Source organism: Streptococcus oralis, assembly GCF_001579525.1.
Classification (GTDB): domain Bacteria; phylum Bacillota; class Bacilli; order Lactobacillales; family Streptococcaceae; genus Streptococcus; species Streptococcus oralis_M.
In genome coordinates this window covers 337,719-354,356 of record NZ_KQ970789.1, presented here as the reverse complement: position 1 = coordinate 354,356, position 16,638 = coordinate 337,719, and the positions used below count along the sequence as shown (strand labels likewise).

Genomic DNA, 16,638 nt, shown 5'->3' with positions numbered 1-16,638 from the left:
TCTGTCCTATCTCCTTTTTCCATCCTCAGACCGAGGTGACTTTTTTGAATTGTGATAAAATAGAAGGGAGAGGATGCAGCTATGAAAAAATTTCAAATCTTTTTATTTATTGAAGCCTGTCTGTTGACGGGAGCTCTGATTTTGATGGTATCAGAGCATTTTTCGCGTTTTTTGCTGATTCTATTCCTCTTTTTGCTCTTGCTCCGCTATTATACTGGTAAAGAGGGCAACAACGTTTTCCTCCTTGTGGCGACCATACTCTTCTTTTTCATCGTCATGCTTAATCCCTTTGTGATTTTAGCCATCTTTGTGGCAGTAATTTACAGTCTCTTTCTTCTTTATCCAATGATGAACCAAGAAAAAGAGGAGACGGACTTGGTATTTGAAGAGGTGGTGACGGTAAAAAATGAACGCAATCCTTGGTTAGGCAATCTCCACCATTTCTCTAGTCACCAGACCTGCCAGTTTGACGATATCAACCTCTTTCGCCTCATGGGTAAGGACACCATTCATCTAGAAAGAGTTATCCTAACCAATCATGACAATGTCATTATCCTTAGAAAGATGATCGGAACGACTAGGATTATCGTACCTGTAGATGTGGAAATCAGCCTCAGTGTTAACTGTCTTTATGGAGATCTTACTTTCCTTCATCAACCTAAGAGATCCCTCCGCAATGAACACTATCATCAGGAAACTAGAGACTATCTCAAGAGTAACAAGAGCGTCAAGATTTTCTTGACCAGTATGGTTGGCGATGTGGAGGTGGTCAGAGGATGAAAAAGCAATCGTACCTATTAATCGGCCTGACTTCTTTCCTCTTTATCCTTTTTTTGACTAATAGTTTACTTGATATTTTTGAGCTAGACTGGTCCTATTTGCTACAAGATATCGAGAAAACGGAGAAACTCATCTTCTTGATCTTGGTCTTTAGCCTTTCCATGACCTTCTTTTTTGTCCTCTTTTGGCGCGTGATAGAAGAAGTCTCTCGCAGAAAAATGCAGGTCAATCTCAAGCGACTGCTAGCAGGAAAAGAGGTGGTTGCCTTTGCAGATCCAGACTTGGATGCCAGTTTCCAATCCTTGTCTGGCAAGCTCAACCTCTTGACAGAGGCTGTTCAAAAGGCTGAAAATCAAAGCCTGATCAAGGAAGAAGCAATCATTGAGAAAGAACGAAAGCGGATAGCACGTGACTTGCACGATACAGTTAGTCAGGAGTTGTTTGCAGCCCATATGATTTTATCAGGGATAAGCCAGCAGGCTTTGAAGCTGGATAGAGAAAAGATGCAGACCCAGTTGCAAAGTGTTGCAGCCATCCTAGAAACAGCCCAGAAAGATCTGCGGGTCCTGCTCCTACATTTGCGACCTGTTGAGTTGGAAGAGAAGAGTTTGGTTGAGGGGATTCAAATCCTCTTAAAAGAGCTTGAGGACAAGAGTGATCTCAAGGTTAGTCTCAAGCAAAATGTGTCTAAATTGCCTAAGAAGATTGAAGAACATATCTTCCGTATTTTACAGGAATTGATCAGCAATACCCTTCGCCATGCCCAGGCATCTTGCCTAGACGTCTACCTCTATCAGACAGATGTTGAATTGCAGCTGAAGGTGGTGGATAATGGGATTGGTTTCCAGTTAGGGAGTTTAGACGACTTGAGTTATGGACTGCGAAATATCAAGGAGCGGGTCGAAGATATGGCAGGAAACATTCAACTTTTGACAGCACCTAAGCAAGGACTGGCGGTTGATATCCGTATTCCCCTGTTAGATAAGGAATTATAAGGAGTAGAGATGAAAATTTTACTGGTAGATGACCATGAAATGGTTCGATTGGGCTTGAAAAGCTATTTTGATCTCCAAGACGATGTAGAAGTTGTGGGCGAAGCTGCCAATGGGGCTCAAGGTATTGACTTGGCCTTGGAATTGCGTCCAGATGTCATTGTCATGGATATCGTCATGCCTGAGATGAATGGGATTGACGCGACCTTAGCCATCCTCAAAGAATGGCCTGAAGCCAAGATTTTGATTGTGACCTCTTACTTGGACAATGAAAAAATCATGCCAGTCTTGAATGCGGGTGCCAAAGGTTATATGCTCAAGACTTCTAGTGCAGACGAACTGCTTCATGCCGTCCGCAAGGTGGCAGCGGGCGAACTAGCTATTGAACAAGAGGTCAGCAAGAAGGTCGAATACCACCGCAATCATATGGAGCTTCATGAGGATCTGACTGCGCGTGAGCGAGACGTGCTTCAACTCATCGCCAAGGGCTACGAAAATCAGCGCATCGCAGATGAACTCTTTATCTCTCTCAAGACGGTCAAGACCCATGTGTCCAATATCCTTGCCAAGCTTGAGGTCAGCGATCGCACTCAGGCGGCGGTCTATGCCTTTCAGCACCACTTGGTCGGGCAGGAGGAGTTTTAGATGAGTCTTGCAGATTTACTTGTGGAGCTAGAAGCGGGAAAAGACCCTGAGAAAGCAGGCCCAATGGAAGCCTATATGCGCCATCAATTTCCCTTTTTAGGGATTGCAGGTCCTGAAAGAAATGCCCTCTGTAAAAAGTATTTTCCAAGCGCGAAAAAAACAAAGATGATCGATTGGGATTTTGTAGAGACTTGCTGGGAAAAGGAGCCAAGAGAATACCAATATGTGGGTGCCAACTATTTGAAAGCCATGCAGTCTTATCTAACGAAGGACGATTTGCCTAAACTTGAGCGTCTGGTCGTGACCAAGTCCTGGTGGGACACGGTAGATATCTTAGATCGAGTAGTAGGAAGTTTGGTGGCTAACCATCCGGAACTTGAAGAAGTGCTTTTAAAATGGAGCCTATCAGACAATATCTGGCTGAGACGAGTCGCTATTGACCACCAGTTGTTAAGGAAAGAGAAAACAAATGTCCAACTGATGGAAAAGATCCTGGTCAACAATCTGGACCAGACAGAATTTTTTATCAACAAAGCCATCGGCTGGGCTCTAAGAGACTACTCTAAAACCAATCCAGAATGGGTAGCACGTTTTATTGAAAAAAATAAGAAGAGAATGGCTGAACTTAGTATCAAGGAAGCGAGCAAGTGCCTCTAGCACTATTGAAAAGCGCATTCATTACTTGAAAAAAGTCGCTATTATATGGTATAATGGACTGTATTAAAAATTTTAAGGAGAAATGACAGAATGTCTGTATCATTTGAAAACAAAGAAACAAACCGTGGTGTCTTGACTTTCACTATCTCTCAAGACCAAATCAAACCAGAATTGGACCGTGTATTTAACTCAGTAAAGAAAACTCTTAACGTTCCAGGTTTCCGTAAAGGTCACCTTCCACGCCCTATCTTCGACCAAAAATTTGGTGAAGAAGCTCTTTATCAAGATGCAATGAACGCTCTTTTGCCAAACGCTTATGAAGCTGCAGTAAAAGAAGCTGGTCTTGAAGTCGTTGCGCAACCAAAAATTGACGTAACTTCAATGGAAAAAGGTCAAGACTGGGTTATCACAGCTGAAGTCGTGACAAAACCTGAAGTAAAATTGGGTGACTACAAAAACCTTGAAGTATCAGTGGATGTAGAAAAAGAAGTGACAGACGCTGACGTTGAAGAACGTATCGAACGCGAACGCAACAACTTGGCTGAATTGGTTATCAAAGAAGGAGCTGCTGAAAATGGCGACACTGTTGTGATCGACTTCGTTGGTTCTATTGACGGTGTTGAGTTCGACGGTGGAAAAGGTGAAAACTTCTCACTTGGACTTGGATCAGGTCAATTCATCCCTGGTTTCGAAGACCAATTGGTAGGACACTCAGCTGGTGAAACTGTTGATGTTGTCGTAACATTCCCAGAAGACTACCAAGCAGAAGACCTTGCAGGTAAAGAAGCTAAATTCGTGACAACTATTCACGAAGTAAAAGCAAAAGAAGTTCCAGCTCTTGACGATGAACTTGCAAAAGATATCGACGAAGAAGTGGAAACTCTTGACGAATTGAAAGAAAAATACCGCAAAGAATTGACTGATGCGAAAGAAGAAGCATACAAAGATGCCGTTGAAGGTGCAGCAATCGATAAAGCTGTAGAAAACGCTGAAATCGTAGAACTTCCAGAAGAAATGATCCACGAAGAAGTTCACCGTTCAGTAAATGAATTCCTTGGAAACTTGCAACGTCAAGGTATCAACCCTGACATGTACTTCCAAATCACAGGAACTACTCAAGAAGACCTTCACAAACAATACGAGGCAGAAGCTGAATCACGTACCAAGACTAACCTTGTTATCGAAGCAGTTGCCAAAGCTGAAGGATTTGACGCTTCAGAAGAAGAAATCCAAAAAGAAATCGAGCAATTAGCAGCAGATTACAACATGGAAGTGGCACAAGTTCAAAACTTGCTTTCAGCTGATATGTTGAAACACGATATCGCAATCAAAAAAGCTGTTGAATTGATCACAAGCACTGCAACAGTAAAATAATCTTAAAAGAGAAAAAGCCCACCTGACTAGGTGGGTTTTTTGGTGCACTATTTTCCAAAAATCTCTTTAAGGTCTGCGTCTGTAATCCCAATCATAGCGGGAATACTAGACCAGTTTTCCTCGGTGAGGATGTAGGATTGTTCAGAGTCACTTGGTGTGGCAGTTTCAGAGAAGGCTTGTTTGCTTTCTTCAATATTAGTTTCAATTAAATCACAGAAACGCTCAATCAGATAGGTCTTGCGAGCAGTTCCAATATGTTTGATTGCATAGTCAAAGGCCTGTAACTCGCCAAGAAGGATGAGCTTGCTCTTGGCCCGTGTGATAGCTGTGTAGATGAGATTTCGCTCCAGCATGCGCTTGCTAGCACTGGTGATGGGCAGGATGACAACGGGAAACTCACTCCCTTGCGACTTATGAATACTCATGGCATAGGCCAAGCGGATTTTATACCATTCATTACGAGGGTAGATAATCTCATTGCCATCAAAATCAATGACAATCTCGTCTTGTTTGGACTCGGTGTATTTTCCAGGAATCAGATCTGTGATGTAGCCTAGGTCTCCATTAAAGACATTGACTTCGGCATCGTTGACTAGGTGAATGACCTTGTCCCCTGTTCGATAGTGACACTGAGTTGCTTCAAAGTTCACTTGCCCCTTTTGCTGAGGATTGAGCAGGTCTTGCATGAGTTGGTTGATGGCGTCAATACCAGCAGTACCTCGATACATAGGCGCTAGCACCTGAATATCGCGAGCCAAAATACCACTTCTGAGGGCTGCGTCAAGAATTTTCTTAATCGTAGCTGGGATATGGTTACTCACGATTTCAAAGTAGGAGCGGTCTGCCTTTTTCTGGGTAAAGTCAGCTGGCAAGATTCCTTGTCGAATCTGACTAGCCAAGGTAACGATAGTTGATTCCTCGCTCTGACGATAAATCCGTTCCAAGCGAGTCTGGGGAATCAGTGAAATCTGGAGCAGGTCAGCAAGGACTTGGCCAGGACTGACAGAAGGCAATTGGTCGCTATCCCCTACGATGAGAATTTTACTGTTAGAAGAGATGTTGGAGAAGAGTTGGTTAGCTAGCCAAGTGTCCACCATAGAAAACTCATCCACGATGATGAAGTCGGCATCCAGATAATCTTCCAGATGACTGGTATCATCGTCTCCTGTCATCCCCAAATGACGGTGTATGGTCGCGCTAGGCAAACCTGTTAATTCATTCATGCGCCGAGCCGCTCGACCAGTTGGAGCAGCGAGAAGAATCGGCAGGTTGCTTTTTTTCCTGAGGTCAAGTCCTTCTAAAAGTGCATAAACAGCGATAATTCCATTGATAACAGTCGTCTTACCTGTACCAGGCCCACCTGTTAGAATAAAGACCTTGTTCTGGATAGCGTCGCAGATAGCCTGCTTTTGGATGCTATCGTACTGAATCCCCAGTTCTTGCTCGACAGTAGCGATATGCTTGTGAATGGTTTCTAGATCTTGGCTCTTCTGTTTTCCTTTTTCGAGGATACGAACCAAGTGACTGCGAATGCCTTCTTCTGCGAAAAAGAGGCTGTTATCAAAGATTTTGGTATCAATCTGCTGAACCTTGTCTTCTTCAATCAGATGAGATAATTCCTGAGCGACTTGGCTGGGATCGAGTTCCACGGGACGGGAAGATTCGAGAAGAGTCAGGGTTTGTTCCAGCAAATCTCGGGCTTCCATATAGGTATCGCCCGTATCCATACATCCCTGAAAAAGACTATGAACAAGGCCAGCACGGAAGCGTTCAGGAGCCTGACTTTCGATGCCTAGTTCGGCAGCCAATTGGTCAGCAATGGTAAAACCCAATCCTTTGATATCTTCAACCAGTTGGTAGGGATAATTTTCAACCACATTGAGGGTTTCTTCCTTGTAAAAGTCTTGAATCTGGAAGGCTAGTTTATTGGGAATCCCGTAGTTAGCTAGTTTTGCTAAGACCATTTCTGTCCCATAGTTGAGACGGAGGGTGGAAACAAAAGCCTCACGGTTTTTTGCAGAGAGTCCTACAATACTTTCTAGCTTTTCAGGATGTTCCAGAATTTCGTCAATGGTATTGTCACCATAGCTATCAACGATTTTTTGAGCCGTTTTGAGACCAATCCCCTTGAAATGACTACTAGAAAAGTACTTGACGAGGCCCTTGCTAGTTGGTTTTGCGCGTTCATAACGGCTGATCTGAAGCTGTTCCCCATACTTGGAGTGCTGAACGATTTGCCCCCAAAAAGTGTAGTCTTCCCCTTCAATCACGTCCGCCATGGTTCCTGTAACGATGATTTCAAAATCGTCAAAGTCCTCCGCATTGGTATCTTCGATATCTAGGAGGAGAATACGATAAAAATTACTGGGATTTTCAAAAATAATGCGTTCAATGGTGCCTGAAAAATAAACTTCCATAGGTTTCCTTTACATAAGTTCATGAGAGTTGGACCCTTAGCTTCTTTCAACAAGCTAGGAGACTAAAAGTCCTTCTTCTCGCAATAGAAAAAGAGGCTGAGACTTAGCATTCTCGGCCTCTTCCTTATCTTAAAAAGTTCCGATACGGTTAAGTGGCCAGAAACGGAATTTTGCTTCGCCCTTGATATCGCTGGCCTTGAAGGTACCGACATGGCGGCTGTCGCTAGAGACTAGACGATCGTCACCAAGGAGAAGGTACTCACCTTGAGGGACAGTAAAGCTGAAGCTGGTATTGGAATTGACATCGACCGTAAAGGCTTGTGCTTTTTGAGCAAGTTCTCTAAAGTAGACTCCCTTATTGCCTTCAAATCCTTTGCCGGTATAGGTGTTTTGCAACTTTTCTGTTTTGAACAAGTTGAGGTATTCAGCTAGGTAGGGTTCATCCGTTTCTTCACCATTGATAAAGAGTTTGTCATTTTCGTAGCGGATGGTATCTCCAGGCATACCGATGACCCTTTTGACAATGTCTTTATTTCCATCCTCCTCATGGGCAACCACAATGTCGAAGCGGTCAATTGGAAGGTGTTTAACAACGAAGAGAACTTCTCCGTCGGCTAGGGTAGGGTCCATCGAGTGTCCTTCCACGCGGACATTGCTCCAAAGAAAGATACGGCTAAGACCGACCAGCGCGATAATCAGGAAGAAACCTCCCCATTCTTTTAGAAATGATTTTAAATAGTTCATGGTTTACCTCTATAGAAGTTTTTTTGCTTTTTCAGTGTTTTTAAAATGTAGTTTGGCACAGAAATGAAGTCCTTTCATGCCATAGACCTGAAGGATTTTGCTTGCAACCTTATCAGATGCAGTTCCAGCGCCACTTGGCAGTTGATAGCCTAGTTCTCGTCCAAGATTTTCCAAGTTTTCGAGGAAGAGATCCCGCGCGATGATGGAGCTAACCGCAACAGCCAGGTATTTGCCCTCGGCTTTTTCTTCTAAGCTAATTTTGTTTGGAAAATGGTTGGCTTCTTGCGCCAAGTACTTGTCATAGTTTTTAGGACTTGTAAAAGCATCAATCACGATTTTTTCTGGCTGGACTCCTTTTTGAAGGAGGAGAAAGATAGCTTGGTTGTGAAGGGCAACCTTTACAGAAACAGCATTGTAACGCTCTCCGATAACTTCATTATACTTGCTCGGTGAAAGAAGGAGCGCTTGATGCGAAATCTTTTCCTTGAGGATTGGAGCAATTTGACGAATCTTTTGATCTGTCAGAGTCTTGGAATCCCCCACACCGAGTTCTCGCAAGAAGTCGTGCTGATCAGGCGTCACAAAGGAAGCCACAACAGCCAGCCCACCAAAGTAGGAACCGTTTCCCACCTCATCAGTCCCAATCATAGGGAAATCTTGTCCACTGTTTTCTTGTTGAACCTGATAGCCAAAGAAACTGGCGTATTGCCCAGCAGCTTCGCCCTGCAGGAGGACTTTTCCAGAAGTATAGATGGAAACTGTTGCCTGAGGCAGTCTCAAAAAATAGCGAATATAAGGATTTTTACTAGGACTGAGAGCCTTCTGATACTGACTTAAAAAGCTCTGAATTTCCTGTTCACTTGGTGTGAGTGTGATACTTGCCATAGTCTCTATTGTACCACAAAAGCAGGAGAATTGGTAAAAACTGACAAAGTTAGCGAAATTTGGTATAATATCGTGAGGTGAATTTTATGGCAAATCTAAATCGATATAAGTTTACATTCGGGAAAAAGACATTAACCTTAACAACCGAGCATGACAACCTCTTTATGGAGGAAATTGCCAAGGTTGCGACTGAAAAATACCAAGCAATTAAAGAACAAATGCCTGGGGCGGATGATGAAACCATTGCGCTTCTTTTGGCGGTCAACTGTCTGTCTACACAACTCAACCGTGAGATTGAATTTGATGACAAGGAGCAAGAGTTGTTAGAACTCCGCCACAAGTTAATTGCTGTCAAACAAGAACAGAGCAAGATTGAGGATTCCCTATGATTTCAATCCTACTCTTATTGGTTCTGGCTTGGGGCTTCTACATCGGCTACCGTAGAGGTTTGGTGCTGCAAGTTTATTATTTCCTCCTTGCAGTAATTTCAGCCTTTGTTGCGGGACAGTTTTATAAATCACTGGGAGAACACTTCCACTTGCTTGTCCCTTATGCCAATCCTCAGGAAGGGCAGGGCACCTTTTTCTTCCCTTCAGACCAGCTTTTTCACCTAGACAAGGTCTTTTATGCGGGTCTAGCCTACCTTTTAGTTTTCGGAATTTGTTACACTATCGGACGTTTTATCGGTTTGTTCCTACACTTGATTCCAACTAAAAAGCTCGATGTCAAATGGTTTCGTATCGGAGCAGGCCTATTGTCGCTATTGGTAACCTTATTTGTCTTGCAAATGGCTCTGACCATTCTTGCAACGGTGCCTCTGGCAGTCATTCAAAATTCACTCGAAAAAAGTATAGTAGCCAAAAACATCATCCAAAGTGTCCCTTTTACGACAAATCTTATCAAACAACTCTGGGTGACAAATTTAATCGGATAAAAAGGGCGGGATTTTTCCTAGCCCTTTGTTTACAGATTGGACGACTAGGGTCAGTTAAAGTCCAAAAACCTCTAGGCGCTACAATCTTGTAAACCAGCATACAAGGAAAGAATATGAATACAAAAATACTAGAAACCTTAGAATTTAATAAAATCAAAGCTTTGTTTGAACCGCATCTCTTGACAGAACAAGGACTAGAGGAGTTAAAAGGTTTGGCTCCAACTGCTAAGGTGGATAAGATCAAACAAGCCTTTACAGAGATGGAGGAAATGCAAGCCCTTTTTGTGAAGCAACCCCACTTTACCATCCTAGCGACACGTGAGATTTCAGCTGTCTGCAAGCGTCTGGAGATGGGAGCGGACCTCAACATTGAGGAGTTCCTGCTCCTCAAACGGGTCTTGCTTGCTAGCAGAGAGTTGCAAAGTTTTTATGCCAATCTTGAAAATGTACGCTTGGAGCAGTTGGCGAGATGGTTTGAAAAACTACATGATTTTCCACACTTGCAAGGAAGTCTTCAAGCCCTAAATGATGCAGGATTTATCGAAAATTTCGCCAGTGAAGAGCTAGCACGCATCCGTCGGAAAATCCATGATAACGAGAGTCAAGTTCGAGATGTCTTGCAAGACTTGCTCAAGCAAAAAGCGCAGATGTTGACGGAAGGTATAATCGCTAGCCGAAATGGCCGTCAAGTCTTACCAGTCAAGAACACTTATCGCAATAAGATTGCAGGTGTTGTCCACGACATCTCTGCTAGTGGTAATACGGTTTATATCGAGCCACGTGAGGTGGTCAAGCTGAGCGAAGAAATCGCGAGTCTGCGAGCTGATGAACGCTATGAGATGATTCGCATCCTGCAGGAACTATCGGAACGGGTTCGCCCTCATGCTGCAGAGATCGCTAATGACGCTTGGATTATCGGCCATCTGGATCTGATTCGTGCCAAGGTGCGTTTCATCAAAGAGAGACAAGCAGTCGTTCCACGACTTTCAGAGAGCCAAGAGATTCAACTCCTTCATGTTCGCCATCCTTTGGTCAAAAATGCTGTCGCAAACGATGTACACTTTGGTAAGGAATTAACGGCCATTGTCATTACAGGTCCCAATACAGGTGGGAAGACTATCATGCTCAAAACCTTGGGCTTGACGCAACTGATGGCCCAGTCAGGCTTGCCTATTTTAGCTGATAAGGGGAGCCGTGTCGGTATTTTCGAAGAAATTTTCGCAGATATTGGGGATGAGCAGTCTATTGAGCAAAGCTTGTCTACCTTTTCCAGTCACATGACCAATATCGTAGATATTCTTAGCAAGGTCAACCAAGACTCGCTTTTATTACTAGATGAGCTTGGCGCAGGTACCGATCCACAGGAAGGAGCAGCCCTTGCTATGGCTATTTTGGAGGATCTTCGTCTGCGTCAGGTCAAGACTATGGCGACGACCCACTATCCAGAGCTCAAGGCTTATGGTATTGAAACAGCCTTTGTGCAAAATGCCAGCATGGAGTTTGATACAGCCAGTCTGCGTCCGACCTATCGCTTTATGCAGGGAGTTCCTGGCCGAAGCAATGCCTTTGAAATTGCTAAACGCTTAGGCTTGTCGGATGTTATTGTCGGGGATGCCAGCCAGCAGGTCAACCAAGATAATGATGTCAACCGCATCATTGAACAATTGGAAGAGCAAACGCTTGAAAGCCGTAAACGCTTGGACAATATCCGTGAGGTGGAGCAAGAAAACCTTAAGATGAACCGAGCGCTCAAAAAACTCTACAATGAGCTCAATCGTGAAAAAGAAACTGAGCTCAACAAGGCGCGTGAACAGGCTGCTGAGATTGTGGAACTCGCTCTAAGTGAGAGTGACCAGATTCTCAAGAATCTTCATAGCAAGTCTCAACTCAAACCCCACGAAATCATTGAAGCCAAGGCAGAGCTGAAAAAACTGGCCCCTGAAAAAGTCGACTTGTCTAAAAACAAGGTCCTTCAAAAGGCTAAGAAAAAACGAGCTCCAAAGGTTGGAGATGATATCGTGGTTCTCAGTTATGGACAACGTGGAACCTTGACCAAGCAGCTCAAGGATGGCCGTTGGGAAGCCCAAGTTGGTTTGATCAAGATGACCTTGGAAGAGAAAGAATTTGATCTTGTTCAGGCTCAGCAAGAAGCCCCAGTCAAGAAAAAACAAGTCAATGTCGTCAAACGTGCTTCTGGTCGTGGTCCGCAAGCGAGACTGGATCTCCGAGGCAAACGGTACGAAGAGGCCATGAATGAGCTAGATGCCTTTATCGACCAAGCCCTGCTCAATAACATGGCGCAAGTCGACATCATCCATGGTATCGGAACGGGAGTCATCCGTGAGGGCGTCACCAAATACCTACAAAGAAATAAGCATGTTAAGACTTTCGGCTATGCTCCTCAGAATGCTGGGGGCAGTGGCGCAACCATTGTGACCTTTAAAGGTTAAAAAAAGAGTGCTTCTCTTTTTTTGAAAAAGAAGTGAAAATCCATCTTTTTTCAAATAATATATTGACAAAGGCTAACTTTTCTTGTAGAATAATAAAAAATAAAATACCAACACCGAATGAAGTTTAATAGAAGTGGAGAAAGGTTTGTTTTCCATGACTGTAAATGGACGGAACTCTGGAGAGACCGTAAAGGCACCGAAGGGGCAAGGCAGGTAACTGCTCAAACTCTCAGGTAAAAGGACAGAGCTAGGATAGACCGCTTTTTGGCATTTATCTAAGCATTCCAGAGTACATGTATCTTGCATGTGCTCTTTCTTTTGGGGTTGAAAGATAGGAGAAGGATATGTTAGAATTGCTACAAGCGCTTGATGCTTTCGTTTGGGGACCTCCCCTCTTACTGTTATTGGTCGGAACGGGAATCTACTTGACCATCCGACTAGGCCTTTTACAGTTAGCTTGTCTCCCCAAGGCCTTTCAGTTGATCTTTACCAAGGACAAGGGACATGGCGATGTGTCGAGCTTTGCAGCTCTTTGTACAGCTCTAGCTGCCACCGTTGGTACGGGAAATATCATCGGAGTTGCGACAGCCATTAAGGTTGGGGGGCCAGGGGCTCTCTTTTGGATGTGGATGGCAGCCTTCTTTGGGATGGCAACCAAGTATGCCGAAGGCTTGCTGGCAATCAAATACCGTAGCAAGGATGCAAACGGCGCTGTAGCTGGAGGGCCCATGCACTACATCCTTTTGGGGATGGGAGAAAAGTGGCGCCCCCTTGCTATCTTCTTTGCCCTAGCGGGTGTATTGGTTGCCCTTCTGGGGATTGGTACCTTTACCCAAGTCAATTCAATTACAGAATCCATTCAAAATACGGCTCAAGTGGAACCAGCTATCACGACTCTGATTTTATCCATTTTTGTAGGGATTGCAGTCTTTGGTGGCCTCAAATCCATTTCCAAGGTTTCAACAGCAGTGGTTCCTTTTATGGCTATTGTCTATATTTTGGGAACTCTTACAGTTATTCTCTTTAATATCGAGAAAATCCCAGCCACGCTTGCCCTAATCTTTACCTCTGCTCTCAGCCCTGTAGCTGCGGTAGGTGGTTTTGCAGGTGCCAGCATTCGGATGGCTATCCAAAATGGTGTGGCCCGAGGAGTCTTCTCTAACGAATCTGGCCTAGGATCAGCTCCCATTGCAGCTGCTGCGGCTAAGACAAATGAACCTGTCGAGCAAGGCTTGATTTCCATGACAGGAACCTTTATTGATACTTTGATTATCTGTACTTTGACTGGTTTAACAATCTTGGTAACTGGGGTTTGGAGTGGTGAATTGAATGGAGTTGCCTTGACCCAGTCAGCATTTTCTATGGTCTTTTCAGATTTTGGCTCAATTGTCCTAACAATCTTCTTGGTTCTCTTTGCCTTTACGACAATTCTCGGCTGGAATTACTACGGGGAACGCTGTTTTGAGTTCCTCTTCGGTGTTCGTTTTATCTGGCTCTATCGTGTAGTCTTTGTAGTCATGGTCTTGTTGGGAGGATTTATCGAGTTGGATATGGTATGGACTATCGCAGACATTGTCAATGCCTTGATGGCTCTACCAAACTTGATTGCCCTCTTAGTCTTGTCGCCAGTCGTCATTGCTGAGACTAAACAGTATTTTAAACACTAACCCAATCACACTTTTAGTGTGATTTTTTCATTTCATAGACATTTCTTATCAAGGCGATTGAAAATATATATTATCCAAGGGGGAAATTCTATGATAGACTAAATGACAATAAAATGAAAAGAGGTTTCTTATGACAACATTTACCATCCACACAGTAGAATCAGCACCAGCAGAAGTAAAAGAAGTTCTTGCAACAGTACAAAAAGATAACAATGGCTATATTCCCAACCTAATCGGTCTCTTGGCCAATGCTCCAACGGCGCTTGAAGCCTACCGAACTGTCGGAGCCATCAACCGTCGCAATAGCCTGACACCAGTGGAACGTGAAGTAGTGCAAATCACAGTTGCCGTAACCAATGGTTGTGCTTTCTGCGTGGCTGGTCATACTGCTTTTTCGATTAAACAAATCCAGATGAATGATGATCTTCTCCAAGCTCTCCGCAACCGCACTCCGATTGAAACAGATCCTAAATTGGACACCCTAGCTAAGTTTACCTTGGCGGTCATCAATACCAAAGGGCGTGTAGGAGATGAAGCCTTGGCTGAATTTTTGGAAGCTGGCTACACGCAACAAAATGCCTTGGATGTGGTTCTAGGTGTTAGTCTTGCCAGCCTTTGCAACTATGCCAACAACCTAGCCAATACGCCTATTAATCCAGAATTGCAACCTTATGCCTAGTTCGAATCAGAAAGAAAAAATGAAGACTGAGCAATCCAGTCTTCATTTTTCTATGCTATTTTAAGCACTTTTATGCTATACTAATAATAACATGATTATTGGAAGATCGGATGAAAAAGCTCCCCTTGGTATTTTCTGGCTGTTTATTAGGTCTAGCAGGTGCAGGAAATCTGATTGCAGATACTTGGCCAGTTCTGTCGCATTTATTGAGTCTGATTGGTTTAGTTTTGTGGATTTTCTTTCTGATTCTTCATCTTTTTAATTGGGAAGAAACCAAGCAAGAATTGACCAAGCCCCCTCTTTTATCTGGGATGGCCACTTTTCCTATGGCTGGGATGATTTTATCGACCTATGTCTTTCGCGTATTCCCTGCTCTTCCTTTGGTAGCACAAGGAATCTGGTGGTTTTCATTTCTCTTGGATTTGGTTTTGATTGCTACTTTTACCATCAAATTTGCCTGTCCGGGTCGGAGGGTCAATGCGACTCCTAGCTGGACGGTGCTCTATGTGGGGATAGCTGTGGCAGCCTTGACCTATCCTCTGGTAGGCATTATCGAGATTGCCTATGCAACCTTGAGTTTTGGTTTTGTCTTGACCTTCTATCTCTATCCGCTTATTTATAGCGATTTAAAGAAATCTCCACTCCCACTAGCCTTGCTTGGACAAGAAGGAATCTACTGTGCTCCCTTTTCTCTACTCTTGGCTTCCCTAGTTCGAGTTGGAGGAGCAGGCCTACCGACTTGGCTCTTGATCGTCATGATTTTGGCATCTCAGTCCTTCTTTTTCTTTGTGTTAACTCGCATGTCTAATATTTTACAACAAGGCTTTCAACCAGCCTTCTCAGCCCTCACCTTCCCAACCATTATCACAGCTACCTCGCTCAAGATGGCTCAGGGGATCTTGAAACTTCCATTTCTGGATTATCTGGTATTGGCTGAAACCGTTATTTGCCTCACTATTTTATTCTTTGTCTTGGTTGGTTATCTGATTTAGTTACGAAAAAAGGTCTAGCTAGAAATAGCTAGGCCTTATTTTTATGGTTTGATAACTTCAGCTCCACCCATATATGGACGAAGTGCTTCTGGGATGGTCACAGAACCATCTGCATTTTGGTAGTTTTCAAGAATGGCAGCCACTGTACGTCCAACTGCAAGTCCAGAACCGTTCAAGGTGTGAAGAAGTTTCACCTTGCCATCTGCTTCATCGCGGTAACGGATTTGGGCACGACGAGCTTGGAAATCTTCTGTATTTGAACAGCTTGAGATTTCACGATAGGTATTTTGGGCTGGAATCCAAACTTCCAAGTCGTAAGTCTTAGCAGCTGAGAAGCCCATGTCCCCAGTAGAGAGGGCAACGACACGGTACGGAAGATTGAGTTTTTGAAGAATATTTTCAGCGTTGGCTGTCATCTTTTCCAATTCTTCGTAAGATTCTTCTGGTTTGGCAAATTTGACCATTTCAACCTTGTGGAATTGGTGCAGACGAATCAAGCCACGAGTATCACGACCAGCAGAACCAGCCTCAGAACGGAATGATGGGCTCATAGCAGTGAAGTAGATTGGTAGGTCTTTACCGTCAAGGATTTCATCACGGTAGTAGTTAGTTAAAGGAACTTCAGCTGTAGGAATGAGGACATAATTAGTGTCTTTCAATTCAAAAGTGTCTTCCTTAAATTTTGGATATTGACCAGTACCAAACATTGAGTCATGGTTAACCATGTAAGGTGTGATAACTTCCGTATAGCCTTCCTTGCCATGCTCATCCAACATGAAGTTGTAGATAGCACGTTCCAAACGAGCCCCAAGTCCTTTATAGAAGAGGAAACGAGCGCCCGTTACCTTACCACCGCGTTCCCAGTCAAGGATACCCAAGTCTTCACCAAGATCCCAGTGAGCTTTTGGTTCAAAGTCAAACTCGCGCGGAGTCCCCCAACGGCGAACTTCCACATTGTCATCTTCATCAGCCCCAACAGGAACGCTGTCGGCAGGGATGTTTGGAAGAGTAGTGGTGAATTCTGTTAATTTAGCATCGATGTCCGCTAATTCAGCATCCAAGGCTTTGACTTCAGCAGATAGGGTTTGCATCGCAGTAATTTTGTCATCGGCATTTTCCTTGTTGCGCTTAGCTTGGGCAATCTCTGCAGAAACTGTGTTACGTTCTGCTTTTAAAGTTTCAACCTTGACCAAGATGTCACGACGTTTAGCATCGATTTCTTTCATCTCGTTTAAGATAGCAGCATCTACACCACGTGTAGCCAATTTTTCTGCGACAGCATCAAAATCTGTGCGAATACGTTTGATATCTAACATAAGAACTCCTTTATGAAAAAAGCACACCTGACAAAGTGTTGGAGTGGCAGGGCCACGGTTCCATCCAACTTCACAGGTGTGCACTTGATTGTATATGTAATTGTTA

15 protein-coding genes and 1 riboswitch are annotated in these 16,638 nt (G+C 43.9%); of the genes, 11 read left to right on the top strand and 4 right to left on the bottom strand.

Annotated elements, in window-relative coordinates; translation table 11 throughout:
• The first annotated feature begins 81 nt into the window (after window positions 1–81).
• The 5 genes from liaF to tig all read left to right on the top strand — a co-directional run bounded on the left by liaF (window position 82) and on the right by tig (window position 4,448).
• Window positions 82–780, top strand: coding sequence for a cell wall-active antibiotics response protein LiaF (liaF, locus tag SORDD25_RS05250; protein WP_061852885.1), 699 nt, complete (start codon window positions 82–84; stop codon window positions 778–780).
• Window positions 777–1,775, top strand: coding sequence for an envelope stress sensor histidine kinase LiaS (locus SORDD25_RS05245; RefSeq protein ID WP_061852884.1), 999 nt, complete (start codon window positions 777–779; stop codon window positions 1,773–1,775). The genes liaF and SORDD25_RS05245 overlap by 4 nt, the downstream gene beginning before the upstream one ends.
• Window positions 1,776–1,784: 9 nt before the next feature.
• Window positions 1,785–2,417, top strand: a complete 633-nt coding sequence (locus SORDD25_RS05240) for a response regulator transcription factor (RefSeq protein WP_061852883.1) — start codon at window positions 1,785–1,787, stop codon at window positions 2,415–2,417.
• A complete protein-coding gene (locus tag SORDD25_RS05235; protein ID WP_061852882.1) occupies window positions 2,418–3,074 on the top strand; it encodes a DNA alkylation repair protein in 657 nt (218 codons plus the stop codon).
• A gap of 90 nt (window positions 3,075–3,164) precedes the next feature.
• Window positions 3,165–4,448: a trigger factor gene (gene tig, locus SORDD25_RS05230; RefSeq protein WP_061852881.1), complete on the top strand. Its 1,284-nt coding sequence runs from the start codon at window positions 3,165–3,167 to the stop codon at window positions 4,446–4,448.
• 47 nt (window positions 4,449–4,495) lie between these two features.
• On the opposite strand, the gene recD2 is transcribed toward tig, so the two are convergent.
• From recD2 to rnhC, 3 genes are all read right to left on the bottom strand, one after another.
• Window positions 4,496–6,865: an SF1B family DNA helicase RecD2 gene (gene recD2 / locus SORDD25_RS05225; protein WP_061852880.1), complete on the bottom strand. Its 2,370-nt coding sequence runs from the start codon at window positions 6,863–6,865 to the stop codon at window positions 4,496–4,498.
• Window positions 6,866–6,994: 129 nt separating this feature from the next.
• Window positions 6,995–7,609, bottom strand: coding sequence for a signal peptidase I (gene lepB, locus SORDD25_RS05220; RefSeq protein ID WP_061852879.1), 615 nt, complete (start codon window positions 7,607–7,609; stop codon window positions 6,995–6,997).
• 9 nt (window positions 7,610–7,618) lie between these two features.
• On the bottom strand, window positions 7,619–8,494 hold the full coding sequence (gene rnhC / locus SORDD25_RS05215) for a ribonuclease HIII (RefSeq protein WP_061852878.1): 876 nt from the start codon (window positions 8,492–8,494) through the stop codon (window positions 7,619–7,621).
• Window positions 8,495–8,580: 86 nt separating this feature from the next.
• On the opposite strand from rnhC, the gene zapA reads away from it, so the two are divergent.
• From zapA to SORDD25_RS05185, 6 genes are all read left to right on the top strand, one after another.
• Window positions 8,581–8,883, top strand: coding sequence for a cell division protein ZapA (zapA, locus tag SORDD25_RS05210; RefSeq protein WP_000002028.1), 303 nt, complete (start codon window positions 8,581–8,583; stop codon window positions 8,881–8,883).
• Complete coding sequence (locus SORDD25_RS05205) at window positions 8,880–9,428, top strand: CvpA family protein (protein WP_061852877.1); 549 nt, start codon at window positions 8,880–8,882, stop codon at window positions 9,426–9,428. Before zapA ends, SORDD25_RS05205 begins: the two co-directional genes overlap by 4 nt.
• A gap of 113 nt (window positions 9,429–9,541) precedes the next feature.
• Complete coding sequence (locus tag SORDD25_RS05200; protein ID WP_061852876.1) at window positions 9,542–11,878, top strand: endonuclease MutS2; 2,337 nt, start codon at window positions 9,542–9,544, stop codon at window positions 11,876–11,878.
• A 166-nt stretch (window positions 11,879–12,044) separates the two neighbouring features.
• Window positions 12,045–12,133, top strand: a riboswitch (glycine riboswitch).
• 89 nt (window positions 12,134–12,222) lie between these two features.
• The gene (locus SORDD25_RS05195; protein ID WP_061852875.1) at window positions 12,223–13,545 is read left to right on the top strand and encodes an alanine/glycine:cation symporter family protein; all 1,323 of its coding nucleotides are present in this window, start codon (window positions 12,223–12,225) and stop codon (window positions 13,543–13,545) included.
• A gap of 130 nt (window positions 13,546–13,675) precedes the next feature.
• Complete coding sequence (locus SORDD25_RS05190; protein WP_061852874.1) at window positions 13,676–14,224, top strand: carboxymuconolactone decarboxylase family protein; 549 nt, start codon at window positions 13,676–13,678, stop codon at window positions 14,222–14,224.
• A gap of 110 nt (window positions 14,225–14,334) precedes the next feature.
• The gene (locus tag SORDD25_RS05185; protein WP_061852873.1) at window positions 14,335–15,216 is read left to right on the top strand and encodes a TDT family transporter; all 882 of its coding nucleotides are present in this window, start codon (window positions 14,335–14,337) and stop codon (window positions 15,214–15,216) included.
• Between the two features lie 41 nt (window positions 15,217–15,257).
• Here the strand turns inward: SORDD25_RS05185 and serS are convergent, their stop codons facing one another.
• Window positions 15,258–16,532 (bottom strand): serine--tRNA ligase, encoded by a 1,275-nt coding sequence (gene serS / locus SORDD25_RS05180; RefSeq protein WP_061852872.1) that lies wholly within the window; start codon window positions 16,530–16,532, stop codon window positions 15,258–15,260.
• Between the last annotated feature and the right edge of the window lie 106 nt (window positions 16,533–16,638).

Coding starts and splice junctions, on each gene's coding strand:
- liaF (WP_061852885.1), top strand. CDS start 82: ATGAAAAAATTTCAAATCTTTTTATTTATTGAAGCCTGTCTGTTGACG.
- recD2 (WP_061852880.1), bottom strand. CDS start 6,865: ATGGAAGTTTATTTTTCAGGCACCATTGAACGCATTATTTTTGAAAAT.
- rnhC (WP_061852878.1), bottom strand. CDS start 8,494: ATGGCAAGTATCACACTCACACCAAGTGAACAGGAAATTCAGAGCTTT.
- SORDD25_RS05195 (WP_061852875.1), top strand. CDS start 12,223: ATGTTAGAATTGCTACAAGCGCTTGATGCTTTCGTTTGGGGACCTCCC.
- SORDD25_RS05190 (WP_061852874.1), top strand. CDS start 13,676: ATGACAACATTTACCATCCACACAGTAGAATCAGCACCAGCAGAAGTA.
- tig (WP_061852881.1), top strand. CDS start 3,165: ATGTCTGTATCATTTGAAAACAAAGAAACAAACCGTGGTGTCTTGACT.
- SORDD25_RS05205 (WP_061852877.1), top strand. CDS start 8,880: ATGATTTCAATCCTACTCTTATTGGTTCTGGCTTGGGGCTTCTACATC.
- serS (WP_061852872.1), bottom strand. CDS start 16,532: ATGTTAGATATCAAACGTATTCGCACAGATTTTGATGCTGTCGCAGAA.
- zapA (WP_000002028.1), top strand. CDS start 8,581: ATGGCAAATCTAAATCGATATAAGTTTACATTCGGGAAAAAGACATTA.
- SORDD25_RS05200 (WP_061852876.1), top strand. CDS start 9,542: ATGAATACAAAAATACTAGAAACCTTAGAATTTAATAAAATCAAAGCT.
- SORDD25_RS05245 (WP_061852884.1), top strand. CDS start 777: ATGAAAAAGCAATCGTACCTATTAATCGGCCTGACTTCTTTCCTCTTT.
- SORDD25_RS05185 (WP_061852873.1), top strand. CDS start 14,335: ATGAAAAAGCTCCCCTTGGTATTTTCTGGCTGTTTATTAGGTCTAGCA.
- SORDD25_RS05235 (WP_061852882.1), top strand. CDS start 2,418: ATGAGTCTTGCAGATTTACTTGTGGAGCTAGAAGCGGGAAAAGACCCT.
- SORDD25_RS05240 (WP_061852883.1), top strand. CDS start 1,785: ATGAAAATTTTACTGGTAGATGACCATGAAATGGTTCGATTGGGCTTG.
- lepB (WP_061852879.1), bottom strand. CDS start 7,609: ATGAACTATTTAAAATCATTTCTAAAAGAATGGGGAGGTTTCTTCCTG.